Genomic DNA, 15,913 nt, shown 5'->3' with positions numbered 1-15,913 from the left:
GCCGCAGGCACGGGGGACACGGCAAGGCCGGACGGCACCTCAGAGACGGACGGCGCGGCACGACCGGGCGGTGCCGCAGGCACGGGGGACACGGCAAGGCCGGACGGCACCTCAGAGACGGACGGCGCGGCACGACCGGGCGGTGCCGCAGGCACGGGGGACACGGCGGGCGCGGACGGAGCGGCAGGCTCGGAGGACGCGGCAGACGGAGATGGTGCCGTCGGCTCGGACGATCCCGTCGGCTCAGCGGACGCCGCGGGGGCTGATGGCGCCGCAGGCGCGGACGACGCGGCAGATGTGGCTGGCACAGCCGACGCCGTGGGAGCAGACGACACGGCGCGCGCAGACGACGCCGCCGGCCCGGACCATGCCACAGGCGCAGCGCACGTCGCAGGCGCGGACGACGCGGCAGGCACGGCCGATCCCGTGGGCGGAGCGGACGCGGCAGAGGCAGGCGACGCGGACGGCACGTCGGGCGCGGGCGGGGCCGCGGTGGTGGTGGTGCGGGTCGCCGGGCGGGACGCGCCGGCGTCCGTGCGTCGGGTGGCCGCCACCGACGAGGTCGCGGCCGTGAGGACGAACAGCAGCACCGCGACGATGTTGAGCGCCCCGCCGAGCTGCCACGCCCCGTGGATCTCCCGCAGGTCACCGACCACCACGCGCAGGGCGAGGGAGAGGTGCAGCAGCCAGGCCGCCACCGCGAGCCCGGGGTGGTAGGGCAGGGGGCGGCGCAGCACGGCGGGCAGGATCACCGGGGCGTGCGCCATGATCATCGACATCACGAAGCCGAGGAACACGGCGTGTACCACGGCGTCGTAGCGGTGCCCCTCGGCGACCGGACCGCCCAGCAGCCACAGCGCGCCGGCGAGGCCCAGCCACGCGTACCCGGCGAGCAGGCAGGCGGCGGTGAACCGGGGCAGTCCGGTGGAGCGCAGCAGCCGGCGGGCCACGTCGTGCGCGACGAGCCAGGCGACCAGGGCGAGCAGGGCGACGCCGAGGAGCAGCGTGCCGGCCCCCGGCCACATCAGGGTGGTGGCGACGCCGGTGAGGACAGCGGCGACGCAGGCCAGGAAGGTGGGTTCGGCGTGCGGGGTCAGGACGGCCACGCGGGCGAGTTCCAGTCGCTCACCCGCGATGGTCAGGACGAGGAAGGCGACCAGCCAGGGCAGCAGGCGCGGGATGTCGAGTCCGCCCAGCCACAGCAGCGCCGCGCCGATCGCCGAGACCGCGCCCGCGGCCTGGGCGAGCAGGGCGGCACTGGGCTGACGGCGCCAGAAGCGTAGGTACAGGGCGCCAAGGAAGACGCTTCCGGCGACGAGCAGCAGCCGCGGGACGGTGAGGCTCACGGGGGTGAGCTGCAGCAGGCCCCCGGCGCCGAGCCCCGCGGGGGCGAGGTAGCCCCACCGGCTGCCCAGGGCGACCGCGCGTTCCAGCGCCACCAGCGTGCCGGCGAAGCCCAGCACCAGCAGCACTCCGTGCACCTGGGGCAGGCGGTCACTGGTCACGGGGGCGGGGAGGCCGAGCAGGAGGAGGGCGGCGTCGAGTCCGGCGAGCAGGCAGAGACCGGCGGCCAGCAGCAGGGGTGCGCGGCGGGCGCCGGCGCGCCGGGCGGCGAGGGTCATCGGGACTCTCCGGACGGTCGGCTGCCGGTGTCCAGGTGGAGACGGCAGGCATGGGGCTCGGCGAAGGGGAGGAGTTCTATCTCCTGAGGGTTCTCGCCGAGTGCGGCGAGGGCCGATCTGGCCAGCCCCTCATGGACGCCACAGATGACGCCGGGGTGCTCGCGGGCGGTCTCGACGAAGGGGCAGCGCGGCAGCCGGACCCGGCGCGCCTCCTCGTCCGCCTCCGGCGCGAAGCCGATCTCGCCGAGCAGGTCCAGCAGGCGGTTCCGTGCCTCGCGCGGATCCGCCGACGGTTCCTGCCCGGTGGTCAGGACGCGTCCCCAGTCCTCACCCGCGGCAACGGCGTCCCCGTGCGGATCGGCGCTCGTACGGGCGATCCGCCCGGCGAGTACGGCGGCGAGCCCGGCGTACACCCGGGCGGGGGACTCCTGCGGCGGGAGGGCCCGGTAGCGCCAGGCGGGACGGCCGCGTCCGGCGGGGGCGGACCGTTCGCGGGCCGCCAGACCGTCCTCCACCAGGGCGTCCAGGTGCTCCCGGACGGTGTTGACGTGCAGCGCGCACTCCTGGGCGAGGGCGCCGGCGGTGACGGGAACGGTCCGGCCGCGCAGATGTTGCAGAACACCGCTCCGCTGCCGGGACAGCGGAACGCGCGGTGCTCCGCTGCCGGGAAGCGGTCCGTTATTTTCCACGGTCATGTCCGTACTATATTGCAGGTACCGACCCGGTCCGTTCGGACGGGTTGTCCACGGCTGGAAGGAACGGCCCCCTGATGAGCACTCTCACCCTCGCATCGGACCCCAAGGACGCGGCGGCCGTCGAAGCCGTCGAGGCACATCACGCCCAGCTGGCCGGTGAGCTGGCCGGGCGGGTGGCCATGCTGATCGCCGCCGCGGACCGCGACCCCGCCTCGGCCGACGAGGTCCGCTCCGGACTGGTCGCCTTCTGCGACCGGGACCTGCTCCCCCACGCCATCGCCGAAGAGGGCACCCTCTACCCCGCCGCCCGTGAGACGGCCGAGGCCCGGCTGCTGATCGACGGCATGCTCGCCGAGCACCGCAGGCTCGTGGCGCTGGTCGACGCGCTGCGCGAGTCGGACTCGGCCGTGCGGGCGGCGGCCGACGCGCGGGCGCTCCAGGTCCTCTTCGAGGAACACCTCGACAAGGAGAACAACCTGATCCTGCCGGTGCTCGCCGGAGCCCCGGACATCTCCCTCGCCGGGCTCCTCGCGGGCATGCACGAACTGCTCGGCGGCGAGGAGGAAGCCGGGGACGAGTCCGCCGGGGGCGGCTGCGGCGGCACGTGCGGCTGCGGCGGTTCGGACGACGTGGAGGTGCCCGAGCTCGACGTCCGGGAGGTCCCGCACGCCCTGCGTCACGCGACGGTGTTCGGCGCGCTCGGTGCCGTACCGGCCGGGCGGGCCATGGTGCTCGTGGCACCGCACGACCCGCTGCCGCTGCTGCGGCAGATCGAGGACCGGCACCCCGGTGTCTTCTCCGTGGAGTACCGGGAGCGCGGCCCGGAGGCGTGGCGACTGCTGCTGACCCACCGCTGACCCACCACTGACCCAGCGCTGACCCAGCGCTGAGCCGACGCGGAGCCCCAACCCCGAACGTCCCAGGTTTCAACCGGACGTTCGGGGCCAGTCGGAAAGCATGTCCCCTCGATATCGCTCTGGTTCCACCTCCGCGGGGACGGTCATCGCGGTGATCGCGGACATCATGGCCGTCATTCTCGGACTGTGGATTCTGATGTACCTGCTGGACGCCAACCGGGCCAATGATCTGGTCAGGTTCGTCCATGACGCGGCCAACTGGCTCGCGGCCTGGTCACGTGATCTGTTCACGTTCGACGAGGAGTGGGCCCGGGTCGTCGCCGGTTACGGACTCGCGGCGGTGGTCTACCTGTTCATCGGCCACGCCATCGCCGGCCGCCTGCGCCGGCACTGAGCCCGGGGCTCAGTCGAGCGTGCAGCAGTCCGGGTCCAGACCCCTCGGCAGGTGGTCGCCGCCGAAGACCGCGCAGGTGGGCTCGTGCCCGCCGAGGGCGGCGACCGCCAGCAGCAGCGAGCCGGCCGTCCAGGTCGTCAGCTCTCGCGGCCAGACGGCGTCGTCGTCGAAGACGTACCCCGTCCAGTACAGGCCGCTCTCCGGATCGCGCAGATGCCGGATCGACTGGAGCACCTCGAGCGCCCGGTCGGACTCGCCCATCGCCCAGAGGGCCAGGGCGAGTTCGGCCGACTCCCCGCCGGTCACCCACGGGTTGGGCACCACACAGCGCACCCCGAGACCGGGCACGACGAACCGCTCCCAGCCCTCCTCGATACGAGCCTTGGCCTCGGCGCCGGTGAGCGCCCCACCGAGCACCGGGTAGTACCAGTCCATCGAGTAGCGGTCCTTGTCCAGGAACCGCTCCGGGTGGTGCCGGATCGCGTGCCGCAGCGCGCCCGCCGCCAACTCCCAGTCTGGCTGCGGCTCTTCCCGCTGCTCCGCGATGGCCAGCGCGCAGCGCAGCGCGTGGTGGACGGACGAGGAGCCGGTGAGCAGCGCGTCCGCGGTGGGCGTGCCGTCGTCGTCGCGCCGCCAGCCGATCTGCCCGCCGGGCTGCTGCAGCCGCAGCACGAACTCCACCGCCGCGCACACGACCGGCCACATGCGGTCCAGGAAGGTGTCGTCACCGGTGGCGAGGTAGTGGTGCCACACCCCGACCGCGATGTAGGCGACGAAGTTGGTCTCCCGGCCCCGGTCGGTGATGTCGAGCGGGTCGCCGTCGGCGTACGCCGCGTACCAGGAGCCGTCCTCCAACTGGTGCCGGGCCAGCCACAGATAGGCCCGCTCGGCCGCCTCGTACTCCCGTGCCGCGTCGCATGCCATCGCGGCCTCGACGTGGTCCCACGGGTCGAGGTGATGTCCCCGGAACCACGGGATCGCGCCGTCCTCCCGCTGCACGGCGAGGATGCCGGCGACGGTGGCGGCGGCCTGCTCGGCCGTCAGGACACCGCTCAGGACGAGGTGTTCGGGTACGGACACACGCGGGCCCCGAGGGGCGGCGGAGGTGACGGGAACGCCGGGGGTGACGGGAACGCCGGGGGTAGTCGCCGTACCAGGGGTGGTCGTCGTACCGGGGGTGGTCGAAGTGCCGGGTGTGCGCGGGGACTTGGGGGACGTCACGTGGCGTCCGCCTCGACCGCGGCACGCGGCAGGTGCGGCTTGGTCGCGTACGCCACGAAGCTCTTGCCGATCACCGGGTTCAGCGCCCGCTCGGCGACCCGGGTGGCCAGCGGCTTCTTCATGATGTCCCAGACCAGCAGCTTGTGGTACGCCCGCACCGGCAGCGCCTTGTCGTTGTCCACGCCGAACGCGCACTTCAGCCACCAGTACGGCGAGTGCAGCGCGTGCGCGTGATGACTGCCGTACGGCCGCAGACCCGCCTCACGGATCTTCGCCAGCAGTTCGTCCGCCCGGTAGATGCGGATGTGGCCGCCCTCGACCTCGTGGTAGGCGTCGGACAGGGTCCAGCACACCTTCTCCGGACCGTAGCGCGGCACGGTGACGGCGATCCGCCCGCCGGGCTTGAGCACCCGCACCATCTCGGCGAGCACACCCTTGTCGTCGGGGATGTGCTCCATCACCTCGGAGATGATGACGACGTCGAAGGACTCGTCGGGGAACGGCAGGGCGAGTGCGTCGCCCTCCATCGCCGTGGCGGTGGCCCCGGCGGGCGCCTCCCCGGCCTCCTTCATCGCCGCGAACCACTTGGCGACCTCACGGATCTCCTCACCGTTGCGGTCCAGCGCCACGACCCGCGCACCGCGCCGGTAGCACTCGAAGGCGTGCCGTCCGGCCCCGCAGCCGAGGTCCAGGACACGGTCGCCCGGGGCGAGCGGGAACCGGGAGAAGTCGACGGTCAGCACGTGGCCCTGCTTTCGCGGTCGGAGGTGTCGGCTGCGGTCACGGGTGTGGCGCCCGGGTCCGCGGGGGTGTCGGGGAGGACATCGGGGCCGGCCGGCGCCGGGTGGCGGGGAGCCGCTTCCGCCGCGCGCGCCGCGTCCGTGTGCCGGACGGCGTCCGTGTGCCGGACGGCGTCCGTGTGCCGGAAGGTACCGGCTTCCCGGCCGGTGCCCGTGTCCCGGCCCGCCCGGGCCATCGCCTCGCGGTAGCGGGCCACCGTGCCCTCGGCCGCGCGTGCCCAGGTGAAGTTGCGCAGCACCCGCTCGCGTCCGGCCGCCCCGAGCCGTGCGCGCAGCGCCGGGTCCCCGAGCAGCCGGGTCAGCGCGGCGGCCAGCGCTCCCGGGTCACCGGGCGGTACGGCCAGACAGGTCTCCCCGTCCCGCCCGGCGACCTCGGGGATCGCCCCGCCGGTCGTGGCGACCAACGGGGTGCCCGTGGCCATGGCCTCGGCGGCGGGCAGGGAGAAGCCCTCGTACAGCGACGGCACGCACGCGACCTGCGCCGACCGCACCAGGTCGACCAGTTCGGCGTCCGAGATGCCCTTGACGAACTCGACGGCGCCTTCGAGGCCGAACCGCTCCACGGCCTGCGCGACGGGCCCCTCCGTGGGCCGCTTGCCGACCACGACGAGATGGGCGCCGGGCTGCTCGGCCCGTACCTTCGCCAGCGCCTCGACGAGGAACACCAGCCCCTTCAGCGGCACGTCCGCGCTGGACGTCGTCACGATCCGTCCCGGCACGACCGCCACCGACGGATCGGGCGCGAACAGGTCGGTGTCGGCGCCGATGTGGACGACGTGGATACGGTCCTGCCGTACCCCGAGATCCTCGATGATCTCCTGGCGCGAGGTGCCGGAGACGGTGAGCACGGACGGCAGCCGGCGCGCCACCCGCTTCTGCATCCGGGTGAAGCCGTACCAGCGGCGCACCGAGAACCGCCGCTTCCAGTTCTCGGCGGCCTCCAGTTCCAGGCGCCGGTCGACGGTGATGGGGTGGTGAATGGTCGTCACCAGGGGGGCACCGACGTCACCGAGAAGGCCGTACCCCAGTGTCTGGTTGTCGTGGACGACGTCGAAGTCGCCGCGCCGGGCGCGCAGATGGCGGCGGGCACGCAGGGAGAACGTCAGCGGCTCGGGGAAACCACCGGTCCACATCGTGCCGACCTCGAGCGCGTCGATCCAGTCGCGGTACTCGCCGCGCCCCGGCGTACGGAAGGGGTCGGGCTGACGGTAGAGGTCGAGGCTGGGCAGCTCGGTGAGGCTCAGCCCGTCGTAGCCCTCGTCGAGTACGGCATAGGGCTGGGCACCGATGACCTCGACGCGGTGTCCGAGGCGGGCGAGCTCGCGGGAGAGGTGACGCACATAGACGCCCTGGCCACCGCAGAACGGGTTTCCCTTATACGTGAGGAGTGCGATCCGGAGCGGTCGCAAGCCGTCGGATGCGGGGCCCGCCGAGGGCCCGGCCTGACTGGCCTCAGCGGTCACTCTGGGCCCCCTTCTCCCTGCACTGTCCCGCGAGGTTACGCCGGGACGCTAACCTAGAACAAGTTTCAGAGTTGATCGTCCGGAGGAACTGAATCTACCGGCAGGTAGGGACGCTGTGAGCAGTGGATCAGGTGATTCACGCCACGGCCGACGGCGTGCCATGCTGTCCGATCATCCACCCTCACCGAGTGTCACGGACGGGACCCATGTCCGCGGAAGCCAACAGGATCAGGGCGGCCGGCGCGGCCGATCGGGCCGGTACGGCCCCTGCGACCGGCACAGCCCATACGGCCGGTACAGCCCATGCGGCCGATGCAGTGAAGGCCGCCGGGGTCGAGGCGGCCGGCCGGGCGGCGCGGCCGGAAGCCGGCGCCCCGCGCGCCGCCTCCACCACCCCGCGCACCGACCACCCGGCCTCCCCTCTCACCGAGCGTCAGGAGGCCCGCCGGCGGCGCATCCTGCAGGCGTGCGCGCAGCTGGCCGGGCGGGGTGGCTTCGACGCGGTGCAGATGCGCGAGGTCGCGGAGACCTCCCAGGTGGCGCTGGGCACGCTGTACCGCTACTTCCCGTCCAAGATCCATCTGCTGGTCGCCACGATGCAGGACCAGCTGGAGCACATGCACACAACGCTGCGGAAGCAGCCGCCGCGCGGCGAGTCGGCCGCCGAGCGGGTCGCGGAGACCCTGATGCGGGCCTTCCGCGCGCTCCAGCGCGAGCCGCAGCTGGCCGACGCGATGGTGCGTGCCCTGACCTTCGCGGACCGCAGCGTGAGCCCGGAGGTCGACCAGGTCTCCCGGCAGACCACGATGATCATCCTGGACGCCATGGAGCTCACCGACCCGACGCCGGACCAGCTCTCGGCCGTCCGGGTCATCGAGCACACCTGGCACTCGGCCCTGATCACCTGGCTCTCGGGCCGCGCCTCCATCGCGCAGGTCGGGATCGACATCGAGACGGCCTGCCGGCTGGTGGACCTGACGGCCCCGAGGGACGCGACGGCCCCGAAGATCGCCGACACTCCCTGAACCCTGACCGGACCGGCACCACCCGACCGAAACTTTCGGCGCCCTTCCGTTCACCCTGGTGACGGACCCTCACCCACACCGCCTCTCGGTCAACTCCCGTCCCGTCGTGCACGAATGGTTGACCCGCCCCCTCACCATCCGTATCGTCACCGCAGCAATTCGGAGCCGAGTCCGAAACTTTCGTTCGACCAGCACCAGCACGACATTCCCGCCGAACGGCATCACGGCACCCCCACCGGAGAAGGGATGACATGCGCATGATTGGACAGCGAGAGCGAAGGCGAGACGGAACGAGGACGAGAGCCAAAGGCGCCGCCCGCCGCACCCGAGGCCGGCTGCGCGCCGCCCTCGGCGCGACCACCACCGCCCTGCTCACCGTCACGGCCCTCGCCGCACTCCCCCAGACCACCGCCCACGCCGCCGACACCCTGGGCGCGGCGGCGGCCGAAAAGGGCCGCTACTTCGGTGCCGCCGTCGCCGCGAACCACCTCGGCGAGGCGCAGTACGCGGCCACGCTCAACCGCGAGTTCAGCTCGGTGACCCCCGAGAACGAGATGAAGTGGGACGCCCTCGAACCGAGCCGCGGCTCCTTCGGTTTCGGCCGCGCCGACCAGATCGTGAACCACGCCCGGAGCCAGGGCATGGACATCCGCGGTCACACCCTGGTCTGGCACTCCCAACTGCCCGGCTGGGTCTCCGGCCTGGGCGCGAGTGACCTCCGCTCGGCCATGAACAACCACATCACCCAGGTCATGACCCACTACAAGGGCGAGATCCACTCCTGGGACGTGGTCAACGAGGCCTTCCAGGACGGCGGCAGCGGCGCCCGGCGCAGCTCGCCCTTCCAGGACAGGCTCGGCGACGGCTTCATCGAGGAGGCCTTCCGCACGGCCCGCGCGACGGACCCGGACGCCAAGCTCTGCTACAACGACTACAACACCGACGGCGTCAACGCGAAGAGCAATGCCGTCTACGCCATGGTCCGGGACTTCAAGTCCCGCGGCGTGCCGATCGACTGCGTCGGCTTCCAGTCCCACTTCAACCCCAACTCCCCCGTCCCCTCCGACTACCAGGCCAACCTCCAGCGCTTCGCCGACCTCGGCGTCGACGTGCAGATCACCGAACTGGACATCGAGGGCTCCGGCCAGGCCCAGGCGGCCAACTACGGCAATGTCGTACGGGCCTGCCTCGCCGTGACCCGCTGCACCGGCATCACGGTGTGGGGCATCCCGGACAAGTACTCGTGGCGGTCGAGCGGCACTCCCCTGCTGTTCGACGACAACTACAACAAGAAGCCCGCGTACGACGCCGTACTGGGCGCCCTCGGCGGCACCCCCGGCGGCGGCGACCCGGGCGACCCCGGTGATCCGGGCGACCCCGGCGACCCGAACGCGGCCTGCACCGCCACCTACACCACGGCGGAGCAGTGGAACGGCGGCTACAACGGCAAGGTGACGATCACCGCGGGCAGCGCGCCGATCAGCGGCTGGAGCGTGAACGTCACCATGACGCCGCCGCAGAAGGTCCTCTCCGTGTGGAACGGCTCACCCACCTGGGACGGCAGCGGCAACGTCATGACCGTCCGCTCCAGCTGGAACGGCTCCCTCGCGGCCGGGGCGTCCACCAGCTTCGGCTTCACCGTGAACGGCGGCAACGCACCCGCGCCGCAGGTCGGCGCCTGCACGGCGTCCTGACCCGGTCCACCCCGCCCGCATCGGCTCGCACCCGCACCCCCCTTCCCCGGGGAGTGCGGGTGCGAGCCATGTCTCCTCACCGCCGTGACCTCGGTCACCCCCGGACGGCTCCCGCTCGTACCTTGGGCATCGCCTCCTGACCAGCCCCCGGCAGGCGGGTAGAGTGGCCGCGTCGTCATCACACCCGTACGGGGGGAAGCCGGTGCAATTCCGGCGCTGACCCGCAACCGTGAGCCGTCCCAGGGACGGTGAGCCGGACTGCCCCGCACGGATCGTGACCGGCTCACGTGCCCGGCAGCCCGCCGGCGCACGGGCACCGTCGAGGTATACGGAGCCGAGCCGCCCGGGGTGTCCCGTGCTGCCCGGCCCTCTTCAGGGAGAGGCACCCGCCGATCATGAATGTCCGCCGCAGCGCAGCGGTACTGGCCGCCGTCGCCGTGATCGGCGCCGCCGCACCGGCCACCGCCGACTCGTCCCCGTCCCCGTCACCGTCCCAGCCGGCGCTCCCCGCCGCCCTGTACGGCGACGGCGACCCCCAGTACGACGGCGTCTGGCGCCAGTCGCTCGCCCTGCTCGCCCAGCACACGGCCGGCGTCGCGCCGCCGAAGGCCGCCGTCGACTGGCTGGCCGGGCAGCAGTGCGCCGACGGCGCCTTCGCCCCGTACCGCGCCGACACCACGAAGGCGTGCGACGACAAGTCGATGGTCGACACCAACCAGACCGCCGCCGCGATACAGGCCCTGGCCGCGCTCGGCGGCCACGACGCCGTGACGGACAAGGCCGTCGGCTGGCTGAAGTCCGTGCAGAACAAGGACGGCGGCTGGGGCTACACCGCGGGCGGCGCCAGCGACACCAACTCCACCTCGGTCGTCATCGGCGCACTCGCGGCCGCCGGTGAGAAGCCCGCCGAGGTGAGGAAGGACGGCAAGTCCCCCTACGACGCCCTGCTGGGGCTCGCGCTGCCCTGCGAGGGCGACGGCGCGGGCGCGTTCGCCTTCCAGCCGGACAAGAAGGGCGAGCTGATCGCCAACGCGGACGCGACGGCGGCGGGCGTGCTCGGCGCGGTCGGCGCCGGCCTGGCCGCCGGACCCGGCAAGAGCGGTCGGGCGGGCGCCCGCTGCGAGAAGGCGGACAGCCCCGGGCAGGCCGCCGCCAACGGCGCCGCCTACCTCACGGACGCCCTCGCCCAAGGCGGCCACCTCGTCTCCGCCCTGCCCGGCTCCGAGGACCAGCCCGACTACGGCAACACCGCCGACGCGGTCGTCGCCCTCGCCGCGCAGGGCTCCACCGAGCAGGCCGGCACGGCCGCGGCCTGGCTGGAGAAGAACGCCGCCGGCTGGGCCGCCCAGAGCGGTCCCGCCGCCTACGCCCAGCTGATCTTCGCGGCGCACGCGACGGGCGCCGACCCGCGCGCGTTCGGCGGCACGGACCTGGTCGAGCGGCTGACGGCGACGGGCCCGGCCCCCGAGAAGGCCACCCGGGCGTCCGACGACACGAAGGAGGCGGAGGACAAGGAAGACTCCGGCTTCGGGGTCTGGTGGTTCGTCGGCGTCTGCCTGGTCGCCGGTATCGGCATCGGCTTCCTGTTCAGCGGCCGCGCGAAGAAGCGGCAGCCGTGATCCGCCGGGTCACCGTACTGTTCCTGGCCGCGCTCCTGCCCCTGCTGGCAGGCGCCGGCCAGGCCCAGGCCGCCGGCTACCGCTACTGGTCCTTCTGGGAGCAGGACGGCACGGCCTGGACGTACGCCACCCAGGGCCCGTCCCTCGCCCGCCCCTCCGACGGCGACGTCCACGGCTTCCGCTTCTCCGTCAGCGAGGACTCCGGCGACGCGGCGAAGCCCCGGGGCACCGCCGACTTCGCCACCATCTGCGCGAAGACCCCGGCGCGGGACGGCACGAAGCGCGTGGCCCTGGTCATCGACTTCGGTATCCCCGCCGACGCCCCGTCCGGCGAAACCCCGCCGGCCGGCCGCACGGCCTGCGCCCAGGTCGCCGAGGACGCCTCGACCGCCGAGGCCCTGGCCGCGGTCGCGGGGCCCCTGCGCTACGACACGAATGCCCTGCTGTGCGCGATAGCGGGCTACCCGGAGAAGGGCTGCGGAGAACAGGTCTCCACGGACACGGACAGGGCCCCGGCGCCGGCGAAGGAGAGGACCGAGTCGGAGGACTCGGGGCCCTCGGTCGGCCTGGTCGCCGGGATCGCCGTAGTGACCCTGCTCGGAGCAGCGGCCATCTGGCAGGTACGCCGCCGTGCTTGAGGGCGGGCAGTCGGGCCTCCCCCAGGGCCCGAAAGGGCCAGGGAGGCACCCCCGGGGCGGCACCGGCGGGCGCACCGGCACCCCGTCGGCGCCGTCAGCGCCGGTGGGCGAACCCACCCCCGCCCACCGGCGCGCCCGCGCGTCCCTGCACCCCGGCGCCTGGTGGCTCTGGGCGCTGGCCCTCGGCACCGCCGCGACCCGCACCACCAACCCCCTCCTCCTCGCCCTGCTCGTCACCACCTCCGCCTACGTCGTGGCGACCCGCCGCCCCCACACCCCCTGGTCGCGCTCCTACGGCGCCTTCGTCAAACTCGCCGCCGCGGTCATCGTCATCCGCCTCGCCTTCGCGGTGGTCCTCGGCTCCCCCATCCCTGGCACCCACACCCTTCTCACCCTTCCCGAACTCCCCCTCCCCGACTGGGCCCAGGGCATCCGCCTCGGCGGCGAGGTCACCGCCGAGGCCCTGACCTTCGCCCTCTACGACGCCCTGCGCCTGGCCACCCTCCTGATCTGCGTGGGCGCGGCGAACGCCCTCGCCAACCCCTCCCGTCTCCTCAAGTCCCTCCCCGGCGCCCTGTACGAGATGGGCGTGGCGGTGGTCGTGGCGCTGACCTTCGCCCCCCACCTCATCGCCGACGTCCAGCGGCTCCGCGCCGCCCGCCGCCTGCGCGGCCGCCCGGACAAGGGCATACGCGGTCTCCTGCACGTAGGACTCCCCGTCCTGGAAGGCGCGTTGGAGCGCTCGGTCGCCCTCGCCGCCGCGATGGACGCGCGCGGATACGGCCGCACCGCCGACGTCCCGCCCACCGTCCGCCGTACCACCTCCGCCCTCACCCTCGGCGGCCTGCTCGGCGTCTGCGCGGGAACGTACGGACTCCTCACCGCCGAGGGCGGCACCTACGGCGTCCCCGTGCTTCTCGCCGGCCTCGCCGCCGCCCTCGCGGGCCTCTGGCTCGGCGGCCGCCGCACCCTGCGCACCCGCTACCGCCCGGACGCCTGGGACACCCGGGCCTGGCTGGTCACCGCCTCCGGAGCCGCCGTGGCCGCGCTGCTCACCCTCGCCGCCTCCCGCGACCCGGCGGCCCTGAACCCCGGTGTGGTCCCGCTCGTCGCCCCCACCCTCCCCCTGTGGCCGGCGGCGGCCGTCCTGATCGGCCTCCTCCCCGCTTTCATCACCCCCGCCCCCGAGGCGTCGTACACCCGCAAGGAGCCGACGACGTGATCCGCTTCGAGAACGTGTCGGTGACCTACGACGGAACGACACGACCCGCCGTCCACGGCGTCGACTTCGAGATACCCGAGGGCGAACTGGTCCTCCTGGTCGGCCCGTCCGGCGTGGGCAAGTCGACGGTGCTGGGCGCGGTGAGCGGTCTGGTCCCCCACTTCACCGGCGGCACGCTGCACGGCAGGGTCACCGTCGCCGGCCGTGACACCCGTACCCACAAGCCCCGTGAACTCGCCGATGTCGTGGGCACGGTGGGCCAGGACCCGCTCTCCCACTTCGTGACGGACACGGTGGAGGACGAACTCGCCTACGGCATGGAATCGCTGGGCCTGCCCCCGGACGTGATGCGCCGCAGGGTCGAGGAAACCCTGGACCTGCTCGGTCTCGCCGACCTCCGTCACCGCCCCATCAGCACCCTCTCCGGCGGCCAGCAACAGCGCGTGGCCATCGGCTCGGTCCTCACTCCGCACCCCCGGGTCCTGGTCCTGGACGAGCCGACGTCCGCCCTTGACCCGGCGGCGGCCGAGGAGGTCCTGGCCGTCCTCCAGCGCCTGGTCCACGACCTGGGCACCACGGTCCTCATGGCCGAGCACCGCCTGGAACGCGTCATCCAGTACGCCGACCGGGTGGCCCTGCTGCCGGGCCCCGGCGAGCGCCCGTGGCTGGGCACCCCGTCGGAGGTGATGGCGGTGGCCCCCGTCCACCCCCCGGTGGTCGCCCTGGGCCGCCTGGCCGGCTGGTCGCCCCTGCCCCTCACGGTCCGCGACGCCCGCCGCGAGGCGGGTGGGCTGCGCGACCGCCTGGCCGGCCTGCGGCCGCCACAGACCGACCCGGTACCCACACCCGCGTCTCCCGCCCGGCGCCTGTTCAAGCGCGCGAAGCCGGACGACACCACCACCGCCGCCCGCCCCGTGGCCGAGGTCCGCTCCCTCGCCGTGCGCCGTGACCGCGTCGAGGCCCTGCGCGAGGTCGACCTGACGGTCGCCCCCGGCGAGACGATCGCCCTCATGGGCCGCAACGGCGCCGGAAAGTCGACGCTGCTCAGCGCACTGGTGGGCCTCGTGCCCCCCTCCTCGGGCTCGGTCCGCACCGGCGACACGGTCCCCCACCGCACCCGCCCCCGCGACCTGGTCCGCCGGGTCGGCCTGGTCCCGCAGGAACCCCGCGACCTCCTCTACGCGGACACGGTCGCGGCGGAGTGCGCTGCCGCGGACCGGGACGCGGAGGCACCCCCCGGCACCTGCCGCGCGCTGCTGACGGAACTCCTCCCGTCGGTGGCCGACGACACCCACCCCCGCGATCTGTCCGAGGGCCAGCGCCTGACCCTCGCCCTGGCGGTCGTCCTGACCGCCCGTCCGCCCCTGCTCCTCCTCGACGAGCCGACCCGGGGCCTGGACTACGCGGCGAAGGCCCGGCTGGTGACGATCCTGCGGGGGCTGGCGGGCGAGGGCCACGCCATCGTCATGGCCACGCACGACGTGGAACTCGCGGCGGAACTCGCCCACCGGGTCGTCCTGCTCGCCGAGGGCGAGGTGATCGCGGACGGCCCGTCGGCGGACGTGGTCGTGGCGTCGCCGTCCTTCGCCCCGCAGGTGGCGAAGATCCTGGCCCCGCAGCGCTGGCTCACCGTCTCCCAGGTCCGGGAGGCGCTGAACCGATGACCCTCCCCACCCCCACCCCCTCCGCCACCGGACGACGCCCGGACCGCCAGGCCCGGGCCATCCGCCTGGGCCCGCGCTCCTGGCTGTCCCTCGCCCTGGTCAGCGCGGTGGGGGTGGCCGGCTTCGGCTGGCCCTTCCTCGCCCCGCCCACCTCCACGCTGAACGCGCACGCCCAGGACGCACCGTGGCTCTTCGCGGGCCTCCTGGTCCTCCTGGTGGCGGTGGTGGCGGCGACGATCTCCGAGTCGGGCCTCGGCCCGAAGGCGGTGGCGATGCTCGGCGTCCTGGCGGCGACGGGCGCGGCCCTGCGCCCCATCGGCGCCGGTACGGCCGGGCTGGAACCCATGTTCTTCCTCATGGTCCTCAGCGGCAGGGTGCTGGGCCCCGGCTTCGGCTTCGTCCTCGGCTCGGTGACGATGTTCGCGTCCGCGCTGCTCACCGGCGGGGTCGGCCCCTGGCTTCCGTTCCAGATGCTGGCGATGGGCTGGTTCACGATGGGCGCCGGCTTCCTCCCGGGCGCCGACCGCCTGCGTGGCCGCGCCGAGGTCGGGATGCTCGCCGGGTACGGCTTCCTGGCCGCCTTCGCCTACGGCACGGTGATGAACATGGCGGGCTGGCCCTTCATGTCGGCGCTGGCCTCGAACATCTCCTTCTCCCCCGACGCGTCCCTCCCCACCAACCTGGCCCGCTTCCTGGCGTACTGCCTGGCGACGTCCCTGGGCTGGGACCTGGGCCGTGCCCTGGTCACCGTCACCCTGACCCTCACCGTGGGCACCCCCCTCCTCAAGGCGCTGCGCCGGGCCACCCGCAGGGCGGCTTTCGAGGCGCCGGTCACATTCGAGGACTCCCCTCGGTAACCGCTCGCACGCACCGCGTGCCCGCGTCGGTGAAGCACCCCACATGACCCGCGTCACATACGACCCGGCACCGTAGCCGTGCGCGGCCCACCACCCCACGAACAGGCCTCCCCGCGCACTCGATCCGCCGCATCTCCGGCCT

General features: G+C 73.6%; 13 protein-coding genes, 1 pseudogene and 1 riboswitch. Of the genes and pseudogenes, 9 read left to right on the top strand and 5 right to left on the bottom strand.

All coding sequences use genetic code 11. The annotated features are described in order from the left end of the window. Nucleotides 1–1,622: pseudogene (locus ACIF9R_RS33615) on the bottom strand (hypothetical protein); the annotation flags it as partial. After that, entirely contained in the window at nt 1,619–2,317 is a 699-nt protein-coding gene (locus tag ACIF9R_RS33610; protein WP_399986204.1) for a helix-turn-helix transcriptional regulator, read from the bottom strand. The gene ACIF9R_RS33610 and the pseudogene ACIF9R_RS33615, both read right to left, overlap by 4 nt. 74 nt (nt 2,318–2,391) lie before the next feature. Between ACIF9R_RS33610 and ACIF9R_RS33605 the strand changes: the two genes are divergently transcribed. Both ACIF9R_RS33605 and ACIF9R_RS33600 read left to right on the top strand, forming a co-directional pair. Then, nucleotides 2,392–3,174 (top strand): DUF2249 domain-containing protein, encoded by a 783-nt coding sequence (locus ACIF9R_RS33605; RefSeq protein ID WP_399986203.1) that lies wholly within the window; start codon nt 2,392–2,394, stop codon nt 3,172–3,174. A 100-nt stretch (nt 3,175–3,274) separates the two neighbouring features. After that, entirely contained in the window at nt 3,275–3,568 is a 294-nt protein-coding gene (locus ACIF9R_RS33600) for a hypothetical protein (protein ID WP_399986202.1), read from the top strand. A 9-nt stretch (nt 3,569–3,577) separates the two neighbouring features. On the opposite strand, the gene ACIF9R_RS33595 is transcribed toward ACIF9R_RS33600, so the two are convergent. The 3 genes from ACIF9R_RS33595 to ACIF9R_RS33585 form a co-directional block, all read right to left on the bottom strand. Beyond that, complete coding sequence (locus tag ACIF9R_RS33595; protein WP_399986201.1) at nt 3,578–4,648, bottom strand: prenyltransferase; 1,071 nt, start codon at nt 4,646–4,648, stop codon at nt 3,578–3,580. Nucleotides 4,649–4,785: 137 nt separating this feature from the next. Continuing rightward, a complete protein-coding gene (locus ACIF9R_RS33590) occupies nt 4,786–5,532 on the bottom strand; it encodes a methyltransferase domain-containing protein (RefSeq protein WP_399986200.1) in 747 nt (248 codons plus the stop codon). Then, entirely contained in the window at nt 5,526–7,052 is a 1,527-nt protein-coding gene (locus ACIF9R_RS33585) for a glycosyltransferase family 4 protein (protein WP_399986199.1), read from the bottom strand. The genes ACIF9R_RS33590 and ACIF9R_RS33585 overlap by 7 nt, the downstream gene beginning before the upstream one ends. A 317-nt stretch (nt 7,053–7,369) precedes the next feature. Here ACIF9R_RS33585 and ACIF9R_RS33580 point away from each other — a divergent pair, with 317 nt between their 5' ends. From ACIF9R_RS33580 to ACIF9R_RS33550, 7 genes are all read left to right on the top strand, one after another. Further along, on the top strand, nt 7,370–8,077 hold the full coding sequence (locus tag ACIF9R_RS33580; protein ID WP_399986205.1) for a TetR family transcriptional regulator: 708 nt from the start codon (nt 7,370–7,372) through the stop codon (nt 8,075–8,077). Nucleotides 8,078–8,334: 257 nt separating this feature from the next. Next, a complete protein-coding gene (locus ACIF9R_RS33575) occupies nt 8,335–9,771 on the top strand; it encodes an endo-1,4-beta-xylanase (RefSeq protein WP_399986198.1) in 1,437 nt (478 codons plus the stop codon). A 192-nt stretch (nt 9,772–9,963) separates the two neighbouring features. Beyond that, nucleotides 9,964–10,035: riboswitch (cobalamin riboswitch) on the top strand. A 131-nt stretch (nt 10,036–10,166) separates the two neighbouring features. Beyond that, nucleotides 10,167–11,390 (top strand): prenyltransferase/squalene oxidase repeat-containing protein, encoded by a 1,224-nt coding sequence (locus tag ACIF9R_RS33570; protein ID WP_399986197.1) that lies wholly within the window; start codon nt 10,167–10,169, stop codon nt 11,388–11,390. Then, nucleotides 11,387–12,028 carry an SCO2322 family protein gene (locus ACIF9R_RS33565; RefSeq protein ID WP_399986196.1) on the top strand — a complete coding sequence of 214 codons (642 nt, stop codon included), beginning with the start codon at nt 11,387–11,389 and terminating at the stop codon, nt 12,026–12,028. Before ACIF9R_RS33570 ends, ACIF9R_RS33565 begins: the two co-directional genes overlap by 4 nt. A 103-nt stretch (nt 12,029–12,131) precedes the next feature. Continuing rightward, nucleotides 12,132–13,250, top strand: coding sequence for an energy-coupling factor transporter transmembrane component T (locus ACIF9R_RS33560; protein WP_399986195.1), 1,119 nt, complete (start codon nt 12,132–12,134; stop codon nt 13,248–13,250). Then, on the top strand, nt 13,247–14,914 hold the full coding sequence (locus ACIF9R_RS33555) for an ABC transporter ATP-binding protein (protein ID WP_399986194.1): 1,668 nt from the start codon (nt 13,247–13,249) through the stop codon (nt 14,912–14,914). The genes ACIF9R_RS33560 and ACIF9R_RS33555 overlap by 4 nt, the downstream gene beginning before the upstream one ends. After that, on the top strand, nt 14,911–15,771 hold the full coding sequence (locus ACIF9R_RS33550) for an ECF transporter S component (protein ID WP_399986193.1): 861 nt from the start codon (nt 14,911–14,913) through the stop codon (nt 15,769–15,771). Before ACIF9R_RS33555 ends, ACIF9R_RS33550 begins: the two co-directional genes overlap by 4 nt. Nucleotides 15,772–15,913: the final 142 nt, after the last annotated feature.

The sequence above is a fragment of the Streptomyces sp. NPDC086080 genome (genome assembly GCF_044540255.1).
Lineage (GTDB): Bacteria > Actinomycetota > Actinomycetes > Streptomycetales > Streptomycetaceae > Streptomyces.
The sequence above is the reverse complement of the archived record's forward strand: the minus strand, read 5'-3'. Positions and strand labels throughout refer to the sequence as shown.

What these genes read in the sequence shown, in the direction of transcription:
- ACIF9R_RS33610 (WP_399986204.1), bottom strand. Translation starts at nt 2,317, where the DNA reads ATGACCGTGGAAAATAACGGACCGCTTCCCGGCAGCGGAGCACCGCGC.
- ACIF9R_RS33605 (WP_399986203.1), top strand. Translation starts at nt 2,392, where the DNA reads ATGAGCACTCTCACCCTCGCATCGGACCCCAAGGACGCGGCGGCCGTC.
- ACIF9R_RS33600 (WP_399986202.1), top strand. Translation starts at nt 3,275, where the DNA reads ATGTCCCCTCGATATCGCTCTGGTTCCACCTCCGCGGGGACGGTCATC.
- ACIF9R_RS33575 (WP_399986198.1), top strand. Translation starts at nt 8,335, where the DNA reads ATGATTGGACAGCGAGAGCGAAGGCGAGACGGAACGAGGACGAGAGCC.
- ACIF9R_RS33570 (WP_399986197.1), top strand. Translation starts at nt 10,167, where the DNA reads ATGAATGTCCGCCGCAGCGCAGCGGTACTGGCCGCCGTCGCCGTGATC.
- ACIF9R_RS33550 (WP_399986193.1), top strand. Translation starts at nt 14,911, where the DNA reads ATGACCCTCCCCACCCCCACCCCCTCCGCCACCGGACGACGCCCGGAC.